Source organism: Nonomuraea sp. 10N515B (genome assembly GCF_052245915.1).
GTDB lineage: Bacteria > Actinomycetota > Actinomycetes > Streptosporangiales > Streptosporangiaceae > Nonomuraea.
Genome location: NZ_JBQQBQ010000045.1, coordinates 20197 through 32494, shown reverse-complemented (window position 1 = coordinate 32494; position 12298 = coordinate 20197). Strand labels below are relative to the sequence as shown.

The following is a 12298-nucleotide window of genomic DNA, read 5'->3' as shown; positions in this document are numbered from 1 at the left end:
CCACTCATTTCCTGACCCCCTCGTCACTGACGACGCGGCCGTCCACGAGCGTGATCTCGCGGCCCACGATCGAGCGGATGTCGCGTTCGTGCGTGACCACGACGATGGTCCGACCTTCGCCGTTCAGGTCGGCGAACAGCTTCAGCACGGCATCCGCGGTGGCGGAGTCGAGGTTGCCCGTCGGCTCGTCCGCGAGCAGCAGCGGCGGATCGTTGGCCAGGGCCCGGGCGATCGCCGCACGCTGCTGCTGTCCGCCCGACAACGTGGCGGGCAGCTTGTCGGCCTGGTCGCCGATGCCGACCTGCTTGAGCAACCGCACGGCCCGATCCCGCCGCTCACCGATCGGGATCTTCCCGGCGAAGTCCATCGGCAGCATCACGTTCTCCGCGACGGTCAGTGTCGGCAGCAGCTGGAAGAACTGGAAGACCAGCCCCACATTGGCGCCCCGCCAGGCGGCCAGCCCGGACTCCGACAGCGCGCCGAGATCTGCGCCTGCTGCCTGGACCGTCCCCGAGGTGGGGCGGTCGATGCCGGCCAGCAGGTTGAGCAGCGTCGTCTTGCCGCTGCCCGACCGCCCCACGATCGCGACGAACTCGCCCGCCCCGATCTCCAGGTCGAGATGGTCGACGGCGACGACCTCGCCCGCGCTCAACGGGTATGTCTTGAGCACGTCGCTGAGGTGAATCACGCGTTCCATGGCCTCAGACCCCCTCGTACGAGAGGCCGGGCGCGCCGTGGCGCATGGGCGTGTGCCCACCGCCACCGACACCCAGCAGCATCACGGCGATGAGCAGCACGATCACGATGGCCGCGACGAGCGCCAGCACCTTCACCCACCGCGGCCTACCGGACTCGCTCATGTGGGCGTCCTCACGTTGTCCTGTGTCACGTGTCGTCAAGCTACGGATCATCCAGAACGCGCGAAACGCCCCGCGAGAGGAACTCGTCCGTCCCCATCGCGTCCACACGGATCCCCCCGTAGGGCGACGACCGGCCACCGGCGCAGGCGTTACGCTCGCAGGGCCTATGCCATTGACAACCACCGCCCGCAGCCTTTTCGTGACCCGGCCGAGCTCGCGAACGATCCTCGACGCGGCCATCACGGCCGTCGTCCTGGCCGCCTCGCTGGCCAGGCTCAGCCACGGCGGCGCCGCTCGCCTCGATGCGCATGACCTCGACCTGGTCGGCGCCGTGCTCGCGACGTTCTCGGCGCTGCCGCTTCTCCTCTGGCGGCGCTTCACCCTCGGCGTCTTCCTGGCGACCGCGGCGGCGAGCGTGGCGATGGCCGGCATCGGCTACCCGGACCAGCCGATAGGAGGTCCCGCGGCCGCGATACTCGGCCCCGCCGCCGTGACGCTCGGCCCCACGGTGGCGCTCTACCTGTTTGCCGCGAGCCGCGATCGTGCGGCGCCCTGGACCATGCACACCACCGGCATCGTCGTGGGCGTCTTCGCGGCGTACATGAGCGCGGCCGCCGTCGCGCAGGCCGGCTTCCCTTCGCTCGAGCTCCTCCACACCGGCCTCGCCTGGGCCGTCGCGTGGTTCGCCGGCGAGCGGACCCGCCTGCGGCGCGAGCAGATGGCCGCCCTCGAACAGCGCGCCCTGCTCACCGCCCAGCAGGCCGAACGCGACCGGCAGCTCGCCGTCGCAGAAGAACGCGCCAGGATCGCCCGCGACCTGCACGATGCGGCCGGCCACGCGATCAGCCTGATCGCCGTCCGGGCCGGCGCCGCCCGGCTGCGGCACCACCAGGACCCGGATCGTTCGCTCCGCGCCCTGGAGACGATCGAAGAGCTCGCCCGGCAGACAGCGGCGGAGATCGATCAGGTCGTCGGCACGCTCCGCGAGCCCACCCCGGCGAACGGCGCCGTGGAGGTGCCACCAGGACTCGCCTCGCTCGACACGTTGATCGCCCGCCACACCGCGACCGGACTCGAGGTCATGCTCACATCCGCGGGCCGATCCCGGCCCCTCGCCGCCACCGCTGATCGAACCGTCTACCGGATCCTTCAGGAAGCCCTGACCAACGCCGCCCGTCACGGAACCGGCAGTGCTACGGTCGAGATCATGTTCAGGGAGGCGACGGTCGAGCTCACCGTCACCAACCCGGTGCGCGCCGGCGGCACACCCCGATCCGGCGGAGGACATGGACTGATCGGCATGCTCGAGCGCGCCCGCCTGCTCGGCGGCAGCCTCGACACCGAGCAGGCGGGCGGCACGTTCCGGCTCCACGCCTCGCTTCCCGACAGGGGTCACCACGCGTGACGCGGGTGCTGATCGCAGACGACGACGACCTGATGCGTGCCGGGCTCGCCGAGCTTCTCACCGCCGATCCCGCCATCGAGATCGTCGGCCAGGCGTCGACCGGACGGGAAGCCGTCGACCGGACCCGCAGACTTGCGCCCGACGTCGTCCTGATGGACGTACGCATGCCCGACATGGACGGCATCGCCGCCACCCGCGAGCTGTCCAGGATCGCCCCTGACACGAAGGTGCTGATCCTCACGACCTTCGAACAGGACGACTACATCTTCGGCGCCCTGCGGGCCGGCGCCTCCGGTTTCCTGCTCAAACGCACCCGGCCCGAGGACCTGATCGCCGCCGTGCACACCGTCGCCGCCGGCGACTCACTGCTGTCCCCGTCGGTCACCCGTCGCGTGATCGACCGCATGGCCCGCCAGCCGGTTCCCGACCTCAGCGATCAGGCCAAGCTCGAGGGGCTGACACCACGCGAGCGCGAGGTCCTCGGGCTCATTTCGCGTGGCCTGTCCAATCGGGAGATCGCCGCCGCACTCCTCGTCGAGGAGTCGACGATCAGGACGCACGTCAAGCGCATCCTGATGAAACTCGGCCTCCGCGACCGCATCCAGGCCGTGATCTTCGCCTACGAGACCGGCCTCAACCGGCCGTAGACAACGAACGCAACGGCTGTCTCCGGTGTGGCACGGCCGGAGTTTCCTCGGGTGGCGCCTGGATCGTCAACTCGCGAAGGTCAGCTTGGCGACCGGGCCGGTCCAGCCGTAGGTCTCGCGGTCCAGGTCGCCACAGGCCATGATCCCCTTGTGCTTGCTGATCGGCCTCCTCTCGGGCGCACGCACCATCGGGTTGCCGCAGCAGGGACCGGGGATGGTGGCCTTGGTCTCGAGGTTCTTCTCGCTGCCCGCGTCGTAGGCCATGGTCCGGATCGAGCCCGGCCCAGGCCGCAACGCGTCCACGCCGGTGAAGCCGTCGTTGGTGTTGACGAGCATACTGACGACGCTGATTCGGTCGCCTGGCCGTACCTTGACCTGGAACGTCGCACTCTGGCCCGGCGCGATCGGAGCGCTGGCCGCGGCGAACGCGTCACGCACGCCTTGCCGCTTGGAGATCTCCTTGATCAGCGTCGGCGCGTCGCCGTCCTCGGCCACCGCGGCGACGCCACGGCTGGCGAACCGGCCGAGTTGCCAGACATGGACGCTGGGCGAGTGGACGACCACCACGGGCGGTGACAGCGGCTGGGATCCGGGCGGCGTCAGATTTTGGATCTTCACCGTCCACGTCGTCATGGGTTTCGCCTGTGCGGCGGCAGGCAGGGCGACCATACCGGCGCAGAGGGCGGTCAGGCCTGCGAACAGTTGGACAGGGCGCATCACGTGTGCTCCTTCGGGTGGATGTGACGCACAGGACGTTATGGCCATATCCGCCTTCAAGATCTTACGCATGGCTTACCTGGTGATTACGGGCCATTACGGCACGTGCCGCGTCACAGCCGCCGGCCTGCCGACTCGCCGACCCGCCGACTCGCCGGCTCGAGACACGGGCGCCGGCGGTGAAGGCCAAGAGTTCGGACTGGCCGCCGACGTAGGCTGGCTGTCGACGGAAAGGCGGGGCTATGGAGACCGGTCGCTGCTACGCATGCAAGCGGGAGTTCGACTACGACCCCGCGGAGGTGACGACGTTCCTGGTGGATCTGGCAACCGGGCTCCCGCCGGGCTTCACCGTCCTGGGGACGATGCGTCCGGCCACCCCGGAGGCCGTGGCTCGGTCGGTGGACCTGCCGGTGTGCCCGGACTGCGTGGCCAAGGCCGAGAAGGGCCTGCCGTTCGGCCCAAGCGTGTGACGCTCCGCGCGGGCCGGTAGTCGACTACGGAGGTCGAGGTGAGGTGATCTACCGGTGGATGACCAGGGCGGCGTGGTGGTCGGTGCCGTCGGGCCCGTCGGGGTCGGCGTGCACGGTGGCGGCTTGCAGCCGCGGGAGGTCGTGGATGAGCCGGTGCTCGGCCTCCACTGCTACGGCGTGCGCCTCGACCAGGGAGAGTTTATGGCTCACCACGATGTCGACCTCGGCGCGGAGGGAGTGGCCGATCCAGCGCATGCGCAGGGAGCCGACGCGGCGCACGCCGGTGGTTTCGGCGACGATCTGCTCGGCCTTGCTGATCAGCGCGGGGTCGACGGCGTCCATCAGCCGGTGGTAGACCTCGCGGGCGGCGTCACGCAGTACGTAGAGGATGGCAATGGTGATGAGCAGGCCGATGATCGGGTCGGCGTACGGCCAGCCGGCCCATACTCCGGCTGCTCCGAGCAGCACGGCCAGTGACGTGAAGCCGTCGGTGCGGGCGTGCAGGCCGTCGGCGACCAGCGCCGCGGAGCCGATCTCGCGGCCGACCTTGATCCGGTAGCGGGCCACCAGCTCGTTGCCGAGGAAGCCGATGACTCCTGCGGCGGCGACCCAGCCGAGCGCCTCCACGTCTTGTGGGTTGATCAGGCGCTTGACGGCCTCGTATCCGGCCAGGCCCGCCGAGGCGGCGATGATCAGCACGATGATGATGCCGGCCAGGTCCTCGGCTCTGCCGTACCCGTAGGTGAACCGGCGCGAAGCCATGCGGCGGCCCACCGTGAAGGCGATCGCCAGGGGCACGGCGGTCAGGGCGTCGGCGAAGTTGTGCAGGGTGTCACCGAGCAGGGCCACCGATCCCGACCTCGCGAAGATCACGACCTGGGCGAGAGCGGTGACGGTGAGGACGGCGAAGGAGATCGCCAGGGTGCGCATGCCGCGGCGGCTGGTCTCCAATGCGTGATCGGTCCGGGCTGCCGCGTCGTGACTGTGTGGCGTCACCACATGACGCAGCCGTTCCCCTAGGGTGCGGCTGGGGGATCCGTGGTCATGCTCGTCGTGGCCATGTCCGTGACCATGTCCATGGCTGTGGTCGTGGTCCTGCTCGCGGGAGGGTCCTGGGCGGCTGGGCACGCTCATCTGCTGCTCCTCGTCCTGTCTCATGGAGCGCGGGTGACAGTACGGATATCCCCTTCAATATGTATTCGTATGCGCACGCAAGCACATGTTAGGTGCGTCGACCATGCAGCAGCACAATGGCGGCCAATCGACCGGCGCCCCACCGACCGACGCTCAGGTGGAGGTGGCGGTCGCGGCCTTCCGGATGCTCTCCGACGCCACCAGGCTGCGCCTGCTGTGGGCCCTGGCTCACGGTGAGCACGACGTGGGCAACCTCGTCACAGCGGTGGGAGCGGCCCGGCCCGCCGTGTCCCAGCATCTGGCCAAGCTCCGGCTGGCTGGGCTGGTGGCCTGTCGCCGGGAGGGGCGGCGGGTTCTCTACCGTGCCCGCGACGCCCACATTCGAGCCTTGATCGCCGAGGCGGTTCATCATGCCGATCACGAGGTGTCGAGGATCCCGCGGCACGAGTGATCCGGCCGGGCTCAGACGCATCGGCCGGAGAGCGCCGTGTCGATCATCAAAGACACTCTCAAGCCGGGACTCGGATTCCGTGTGGTCCGCGGGGAAACGGGGCTGCGGCCGTCGCCTGGATGACATATTCGCGAGTGCGTACATCTTTACGGGTCAGCCCGGCAAGGCGCTGACCCGCCCGCAGTTCCGGTGATCACTGCCCCCCGGGTGAGCTCGGCCCGAAACCAGCGCTGCTACGGCGGCGACGAGTGAGCGCGGCGAAGCCAGGCGCTTGGGAAGCAATCCCGGAGGATCTCGTGCACGTACCCGACGGCTTCTTCACCGTCCCGATGTCCCTTGCCGCGGGCGTCGTGGCCGCCAGCGGCGTCGCCTATTGCCTGCGTAAGGCGAGAGACGAACTGGACGACCGGATGGCTCCGCTGGCCGGGCTGGTGGCCGCCTTCGTCTTCGCCGTCCAGATGCTGAACTTTCCCGTCGGCGCCGGGACAAGCGGCCACCTGATCGGAGGAGCTCTGGCCGCGATCCTCGTCGGACCTTATACGGGAGTCCTGTGCATCGCTGTGGTGGTCACGGTGCAGGCCTTGTTCTTCGCCGACGGAGGACTGACGGCCCTGGGCATCAACATCTGCCTGATGGGGCTGGTGACCGTCCTCACGGGATACGGGATCTTCCGCGCGGTCGGCAAGCTGGCGCCGCGCAACCGTACCGGCGTGGTCGTGGCGTCCTTCGCCGGCGCCATGGTGTCGGTCCCGATGTCCGCCTTGGCCTTCACGGGACTGTATGCCATCGGCGGGACCTCCTCGATCGATCCCGTCACGGTCGCCGCGGCCATGGGCGGCGTCCACGTGGTCATCGGCCTGGGCGAAGGCGCGATCACCGCGTTGACCGTCAGTACCGTGCTGGCCGTACGGCCCGACCTGGTCTATGGGGCGCGCAGCCTGGTCAGGCCCGCGATGCTGCGCACCGCCTCCGGTGAGATGGTTCCTGTTCGGCCTGCGGAGGGAAGCCATCGCGCGGCTCCGCGGCTTCGGCCGTTTCTCCTCGGCGGGGTCGCCGCCGCCGTCGTGCTCGCGGGACTGGTGAGCTTCTACGCCTCGGCGAATCCTGACGGTCTCGAACGGGTGGCAACCGACCTCGGGTTCCTGTCCCAAGCGCAAGATCATCCGCTGGACAACTCGGCGTTCGCCGACTACAGCGTCAAAGGCGTCGATGACGAACGGTTGTCCACAGGACTGGCCGGCGCACTGGGAGTGGCGATCTCACTGGGGGTGGGCGCCGGCGTGACCTGGGCGCTGCGACGCAGAGCGCGCCGCCGGTCAGCCGCCGAGCCACTGACGCCGGAATCGTGAACCCATGGCCGCCGGACACAGCCACCACCTGTACGTCCACGCCGACACGCCCGTCCACCGGCTCCCACCGCAGTGCAAGCTCCTGTCACTGATCGCGTTCATCATGATCGTCGTGGCCACCGATCGGGAACGGTTCTGGGCGTTCGCCCTCTACCTCTTGCTGCTCGGCGCGGTGGCCGTGGCGGCTCGCATCCCCCTGAAGCTCCTGCTGCGGCGGATGGTCGTCGAGGTGCCGTTCGTGATCTTCGCGGTCGCGCTGCCGTTCCTGTCCCAGGGGGAGCGCATGACCGTCTTCGGCGTGTCGATGAGCGCCGATGGGTTGCTCGCCGCGTGGAACATCGTGGCCAAGGCGACCCTCGGAGTGATCGGGAGCATCCTGCTGGCGGCCACCACCGAGCCGAGGACCCTGCTGCTCGGCGCCCAGCGGCTGCGGCTTCCGCAGTTGCTGGTGCAGATCGCCTCGTTCATGCTGCGCTACGTCGAGGTGATCCTCGACGAGATGCGCCGGATGCGCATAGCGCGGGAGTCCCGCGCGTTCGTGGCACGCGACATCCGGCACCTGCCCGTCGTGGCCCGCTCGGCGGGAGCCCTGTTCATCCGCTCCTACGAGCGAGGCGAACGCGTGCACCTGGCCATGCTCAGCCGCGGCTACACCGGAACCATGCCCATCATCCACGACGTGCGCGGCTCCATCTCGCAGTGGGCGCTGGCCGCCACCCTGCCCGCCGCCGCGATCACGATACTCATCGGAGGACTGTGGTGAACTCGCTGCTGGTCGAAGGGCTGATGCACGCCTACCCCGACGGCACCCAGGCCCTGTTCGGCGTGGACCTGTCGATCGACCGGGGAGAACGGGTCGCGCTGCTCGGGCCCAACGGCGCGGGCAAGACCACACTGGTCATGCACCTCAACGGCATTCTCACGCCCAGCCTGGGGACGGTCTCCGTCGGCGGGCTGCCCGTGGCCCGCGACAACCTGAAGGAGATCCGGCGCCGGGTCGGCCTGGTCTTCCAGGATCCTGACGACCAGCTGTTCATGCCGACGGTCCGCGAGGACGTCGCCTTCGGCCCCGCCAACCTCGGCATCCGGGGCGACGAGCTGGAAGGGCGGATCCGCGGGGCACTGGAGCGAGTCGGAATGCTCAACATGATCGACCGGCCACCGCACCATCTGTCCGGCGGTCAGCGCCGCCGGGTCGCCGTCGCGACCGTGCTGGCCATGGAACCCGAGATCCTGGTGCTCGACGAGCCCTCCTCGAACCTGGACCCGGCCGCGCGCCGGGAACTGGCCGACATCCTGCGCGGGCTCGACGTCACCATCCTCATGGTCACCCACGACCTGCCGTACGCCCTCGAACTGTGCGAGCGGTCCCTCATCCTGTCCGGCGGGACCATCGTCGCGGACGGCCCGACAACCACGATCCTCGCCGACTCCGAGCTCCTGGGCCGGAACCGGCTGGAGCTCCCTTACGGCTTCTCGGTCGAAATGCCCACGTGAGGTGCGATCCCGGACGGCCAGGGAGCCGCCCCCGGCACATCTGATCTGTCGCGGCCCCCTGAAACAAGTGCCCTGGTTACGGTCAGCACACTGGGCCGGTGATCGGTTTCAGAGGCGGCAAGCGTAGATGCCGGTGACCAGGATGGCGCGTGCGCCGACCTCCCACAGCCGGTCCATGATCTGCTGGTGGCCCTCCCGCGGGACCATGACGCGAACCGCCACCCAGCCGTCCCTGCGCAGCTCCGACACCGTGGGCGCTTCCATACCGGACGTGATCGCGATCGCGTCCTCGACACGCTCCCGTGCGATGTCGTACTCCATGGTCACGAAGTCACGCGCGACCAGGACACCGTTGAGCCGCCCGAAGAGCTGCCGTAGCCCGTTCTCCACAGGTGCCCCGAGCCGCTTGATCAGCACGGCCTCCGACCGCATGACCGGGTCACCGAAGACCTCCAGCCCGACCTCGCGAAGACGGGCCGCACTCTCGACGACGTCGGCCACCGCGTCGGCGACGTCCAACCGGATCGCGGTCTCCACTGAACCGTCCAGCTTGATGATGCGGGCATCGACCCCGATGTCGGCCAGGTGCTTCTCGACCACCCCTGCATATGCGGTGGCCACGCGAAGGCCCATCAGGTCCTCTGTGGCGCGGCAGCCGCCCGGCGGGGCGGCGAAGTACAGGGCTGAACGACCGAAACCGAGCCCCATGATCTCCTCAGCCCGTGCCCCGGAGTCGACCAGCATGTCCCGACCGATGATCCCGGCATCCAGCATGCCCTCACCGACATAGACGGCGATGTCCCGAGGGCGCAGGAAGAACAGCTCGCAGGCATTGTCGGGATCGACGACGATGAGTTCCTTGCTGTTCTTCCGCTGGCGGTATCCAGCCTCCGCCAGCATCACGTGGGCGCTGTCAGCCAGCTCGCCCTTGTTGGGGACACCGAGTCGCAGCATGGCTCACGCCCTTCTCTGGGCGGCGTCTGCCAGAGCAGCCGGTTGCTCTTGCGACCGGCCGGCATCCGAACCGTTATCACGTGCGTACATGCATACATTTGTCCCGTCGGCAGGTCATCGTCCGCAAGCCGGGAGCCCGTGTCTGACCGAAGGCACTCCTGTCCTTTGCCATCCCAGGAGCAAGCCCAGCACGCCGTGGCGGATCAACTTATGCTCCGACCTGCGACACCGCCGTCACACGGTCGATGTCGACACACATCGACTAATGCATTGCTGGTCGAGGTCGGAGCCGGAGCAGGACAGAGGGTTTGCATGCAACATTGGTTACAGTAACAATGGTTACAATAGGAGGTGGCCATGAGGGGCGTGACTGGCCAGTGGGTGCTGCTGGCATACCGGATTCCCCGGCAGCCTTCGACGTTGCGGATAACGATCTGGCGCAAGCTCGACCGGCTCGGGGTGGCGCGGCTGGGTGACGGGCTGGTCGCGCTGCCGGCTGACGCCCGTACCCGCGAGCAGTTGGAGTGGATCGCCGAGGAGATCGGCGAGATGGGCGGCAGCTCGACGCTCTGGCTGGCGGCCCCGGGTAGCCAGGCTCAGGAACAAGCGACCGCGGCGGAGATGCGGCAGGCCAGGGCGGCCGAGTATCGGGCGGTGATCGCGCAAGTGGAGGCGGCAGCACATGCTCGGCCGGGGGAGCGTGCGCGGGCCGTCAAGCGGCTGCAGGCCGAACTGCGCCGGATCGGGCGCCGCGACTACTTCCCGCCGCCCGAGCGTGAGGAGGCTCGTCTCGCGGTGCGAGCACTGGCTCAGGAGGTCGTCGTCAAGGAGGAGAGCCGGTGAAGTGGGCGACGCGTAGCGGGGTGCATATCGATCGGGCGGCGTGTGCCTGGCTGATCCGCCGCCATGTCGATGCTGACGCCGAGTTCGTCTTCGTCGACGATCCCGCCAAGGTGCCCGAGGACGCGACGCCGTTCGACATGCGAGGGGTAGAGCTGTCCCATCACGGCGGCGACTGTACGTTCGAGACGATCCTGCACCGGTATGAGGTGGCCGATCCAGCGCTGTGGAAGATCGCCGAGATCGTCCACGAGGCTGACATCGACGACGAACACTTCGACGCGCCGGAGGCTCCCGGTCTGGATGCCATCTTGCGTGGGCTGTCGATGATCTGCGACGACTCGCGCGTGCTGGAGATCACTGGGCCGGTTTTCGACGGACTGTACGAGTTCTACCGGCGCGGCCTGTTGCTGGGGCGCGAACCGGCATGAACGACGGAGGCAGGGATGCCGCGCGCACCGTGCGCATCCTGCTGAGCGCCCAAGCCATGCGCGGCCTGGGATATGGGGTTGCCGCTGTTCAGCTGGGCGCGATCTTGCGACTCGGCGGCCTGTCCCCATCGCAGGTGGGATTGCTTCTCGCGGCCATCGTCGGAGGGAGCCTCGCGGCCAGCCTCGTCCTGGCCTGGGGCGATCACGTCGGCCGCCGTCGTTGCTACGCGGTCCTGTACGGCGCGCTCGTCTGTTGCGGGATCGTCATCGCGGCCGGGGCACCCTTCTGGCTGCTGGCCGTAGTGGCCATGACCGGGGCGCTGTCGGTCGAGGTGATGGAGTCCGGGCCGTTCACCACCCTGGAACAGGTCATGCTGGCCGGCACCGGCCGCCCGCAGCGGCAGATCGTCAAGGGCTTCGGACCTTACAACGCCGTCGCGGCGCTCGCGGGCACGGCCGGTGCGCTGCTGGGCGCTCTGCCCGCCGACCGGCGGCTACTCGGAGGAGCGCTGATCGTGGCCGGCGTCTCAGGCGGACTCCTGGCCGTACGGCTGCCCGCCACCGTGGAGGCGCCGGCGCGCCGCTCTCACGAGAAGACGCCCGCCCGATCGAGGGGAGTGGTGACGCGGCTGTCCGCCCTGTTCGCGGTGGACAGCCTCGCCGGAGGGTTCGTGGTCCAGGCCTACATCGGCTACTGGCTGGCCGTGCGCTTCGACGCCACCACCCAGGCGATCGGGATCACCTTCGCAGCAGTCGGCGTGCTGCAGACCGCATCCCTGCTCGCCGCGCCCCTGGTAGCGGCCCGTGTCGGTCTGCTGCGCACGATGGTGTTCACCCACATCCCGTCCAACGTGCTGCTCGCCGCCGTCCCGTTCGCCCCCGCCCTGCCCGGGGCGATCGCGCTGCTGCTGGCCCGCGCCTGCCTGTCGCAGATGGACGTGCCCACGCGGCAGGCGTACGTGATGGCGCTGGTGCCGGAGCAGGAGCGGACCGCCGCCGCAGCGGTCACCAACACCGCCCGCTACGTCACTCGTCCCGCCGGGCCTGCCCTGGCCGGGCTGGCGCAGAGACTCGGGCTCGCCTGGCCATTCCTGCTGGCGGGCACGGCCAAGATCGGTTACGACCTGGCTCTCTGGCGGCTGTTCCGGCCGGTCCGGCTGCCGGCGGAGCGACATGACGACACCATTTCCCCTGAACCTAGGAGGACGACGTGACCACGCAGGCACCGGCAGATGTGATCCCGTTCCGGGAGGCCGTACGCGCCTGGTTCCTGATCTCGTTGCAGACCTTCGGCGGCCCGGCCGGGCAGATCGCCGTCATGCAGCGCACCCTCGTGGAGGAGAAACGCTGGATCGGCCAGCAACGCTTCAACCACGCGCTCAACTACTGCATGCTGCTGCCCGGCCCTGAGGCGCAGCAGTTGGCCATTTACGTGGGCTGGCTGCTGAACGGCACCCGCGGGGGACTCGTGGCCGGCACCCTGTTCGTGCTGCCCGGCATGCTCGCGCTGCTGGCTCTATCGGCCGTGTATGTGCTGTAGCAG

Annotated in this window: 16 protein-coding genes; 11 read left to right on the top strand and 5 right to left on the bottom strand. The window is 69.0% G+C overall.

Going from position 1 to position 12298, the window contains the following annotated elements:
• Positions 1-4 precede the first annotated feature (4 nt).
• Together ACTWQA_RS42520 and ACTWQA_RS42515 are read right to left on the bottom strand one after the other, a co-directional pair.
• Positions 5-697 carry an ABC transporter ATP-binding protein gene (locus tag ACTWQA_RS42520; protein ID WP_443164554.1) on the bottom strand — a complete coding sequence of 231 codons (693 nt, stop codon included), beginning with the start codon at positions 695-697 and terminating at the stop codon, positions 5-7.
• A gap of 4 nt (positions 698-701) precedes the next feature.
• Positions 702-860, bottom strand: a complete 159-nt coding sequence (locus tag ACTWQA_RS42515; protein WP_443164553.1) for a hypothetical protein — start codon at positions 858-860, stop codon at positions 702-704.
• A gap of 166 nt (positions 861-1026) precedes the next feature.
• On the opposite strand from ACTWQA_RS42515, the gene ACTWQA_RS42510 reads away from it, so the two are divergent.
• Together ACTWQA_RS42510 and ACTWQA_RS42505 are read left to right on the top strand one after the other, a co-directional pair.
• On the top strand, positions 1027-2265 hold the full coding sequence (locus ACTWQA_RS42510) for a sensor histidine kinase (protein ID WP_443164552.1): 1239 nt from the start codon (positions 1027-1029) through the stop codon (positions 2263-2265).
• Positions 2262-2912 carry a response regulator gene (locus tag ACTWQA_RS42505; protein WP_305919105.1) on the top strand — a complete coding sequence of 217 codons (651 nt, stop codon included), beginning with the start codon at positions 2262-2264 and terminating at the stop codon, positions 2910-2912. Before ACTWQA_RS42510 ends, ACTWQA_RS42505 begins: the two co-directional genes overlap by 4 nt.
• A gap of 66 nt (positions 2913-2978) precedes the next feature.
• On the opposite strand, the gene ACTWQA_RS42500 is transcribed toward ACTWQA_RS42505, so the two are convergent.
• Positions 2979-3629, bottom strand: coding sequence for a spondin domain-containing protein (locus ACTWQA_RS42500; RefSeq protein WP_443164551.1), 651 nt, complete (start codon positions 3627-3629; stop codon positions 2979-2981).
• Positions 3630-3871: 242 nt separating this feature from the next.
• Here ACTWQA_RS42500 and ACTWQA_RS42495 point away from each other — a divergent pair, with 242 nt between their 5' ends.
• A complete protein-coding gene (locus ACTWQA_RS42495; protein ID WP_305919103.1) occupies positions 3872-4099 on the top strand; it encodes a hypothetical protein in 228 nt (75 codons plus the stop codon).
• Between the two features lie 48 nt (positions 4100-4147).
• On the opposite strand, the gene ACTWQA_RS42490 is transcribed toward ACTWQA_RS42495, so the two are convergent.
• On the bottom strand, positions 4148-5257 hold the full coding sequence (locus tag ACTWQA_RS42490) for a cation diffusion facilitator family transporter (RefSeq protein WP_443164550.1): 1110 nt from the start codon (positions 5255-5257) through the stop codon (positions 4148-4150).
• A gap of 79 nt (positions 5258-5336) precedes the next feature.
• Between ACTWQA_RS42490 and ACTWQA_RS42485 the strand changes: the two genes are divergently transcribed.
• From ACTWQA_RS42485 to ACTWQA_RS42470, 4 genes are all read left to right on the top strand, one after another.
• The gene (locus tag ACTWQA_RS42485; RefSeq protein WP_443164549.1) at positions 5337-5684 is read left to right on the top strand and encodes an ArsR/SmtB family transcription factor; all 348 of its coding nucleotides are present in this window, start codon (positions 5337-5339) and stop codon (positions 5682-5684) included.
• Between the two features lie 296 nt (positions 5685-5980).
• Positions 5981-7033 carry an energy-coupling factor ABC transporter permease gene (locus ACTWQA_RS42480; protein ID WP_443164548.1) on the top strand — a complete coding sequence of 351 codons (1053 nt, stop codon included), beginning with the start codon at positions 5981-5983 and terminating at the stop codon, positions 7031-7033.
• Positions 7034-7037: 4 nt separating this feature from the next.
• A complete protein-coding gene (gene cbiQ / locus ACTWQA_RS42475; RefSeq protein WP_443164547.1) occupies positions 7038-7796 on the top strand; it encodes a cobalt ECF transporter T component CbiQ in 759 nt (252 codons plus the stop codon).
• Positions 7790-8530 carry an energy-coupling factor ABC transporter ATP-binding protein gene (locus ACTWQA_RS42470; protein WP_443164546.1) on the top strand — a complete coding sequence of 247 codons (741 nt, stop codon included), beginning with the start codon at positions 7790-7792 and terminating at the stop codon, positions 8528-8530. Before cbiQ ends, ACTWQA_RS42470 begins: the two co-directional genes overlap by 7 nt.
• A 108-nt stretch (positions 8531-8638) precedes the next feature.
• Here ACTWQA_RS42470 and hisG read toward each other — a convergent pair whose 3' ends face one another.
• On the bottom strand, positions 8639-9484 hold the full coding sequence (gene hisG, locus ACTWQA_RS42465; protein ID WP_443164545.1) for an ATP phosphoribosyltransferase: 846 nt from the start codon (positions 9482-9484) through the stop codon (positions 8639-8641).
• Positions 9485-9841: 357 nt separating this feature from the next.
• Between hisG and ACTWQA_RS42460 the strand changes: the two genes are divergently transcribed.
• Genes ACTWQA_RS42460 through ACTWQA_RS42445 form a run of 4 tightly spaced genes read left to right on the top strand, consistent with a single transcriptional unit; the run spans position 9842 to position 12295 of the window.
• On the top strand, positions 9842-10327 hold the full coding sequence (locus ACTWQA_RS42460) for a Chromate resistance protein ChrB (protein WP_443164544.1): 486 nt from the start codon (positions 9842-9844) through the stop codon (positions 10325-10327).
• Positions 10324-10755, top strand: a complete 432-nt coding sequence (locus tag ACTWQA_RS42455) for a chromate resistance protein ChrB domain-containing protein (protein ID WP_443164543.1) — start codon at positions 10324-10326, stop codon at positions 10753-10755. The genes ACTWQA_RS42460 and ACTWQA_RS42455 overlap by 4 nt, the downstream gene beginning before the upstream one ends.
• The gene (locus ACTWQA_RS42450) at positions 10752-11969 is read left to right on the top strand and encodes an MFS transporter (protein ID WP_443164542.1); all 1218 of its coding nucleotides are present in this window, start codon (positions 10752-10754) and stop codon (positions 11967-11969) included. Before ACTWQA_RS42455 ends, ACTWQA_RS42450 begins: the two co-directional genes overlap by 4 nt.
• Positions 11966-12295 (top strand): chromate transporter, encoded by a 330-nt coding sequence (locus ACTWQA_RS42445; protein WP_443164541.1) that lies wholly within the window; start codon positions 11966-11968, stop codon positions 12293-12295. Before ACTWQA_RS42450 ends, ACTWQA_RS42445 begins: the two co-directional genes overlap by 4 nt.
• The last annotated feature ends 3 nt before the right edge of the window (positions 12296-12298 follow it).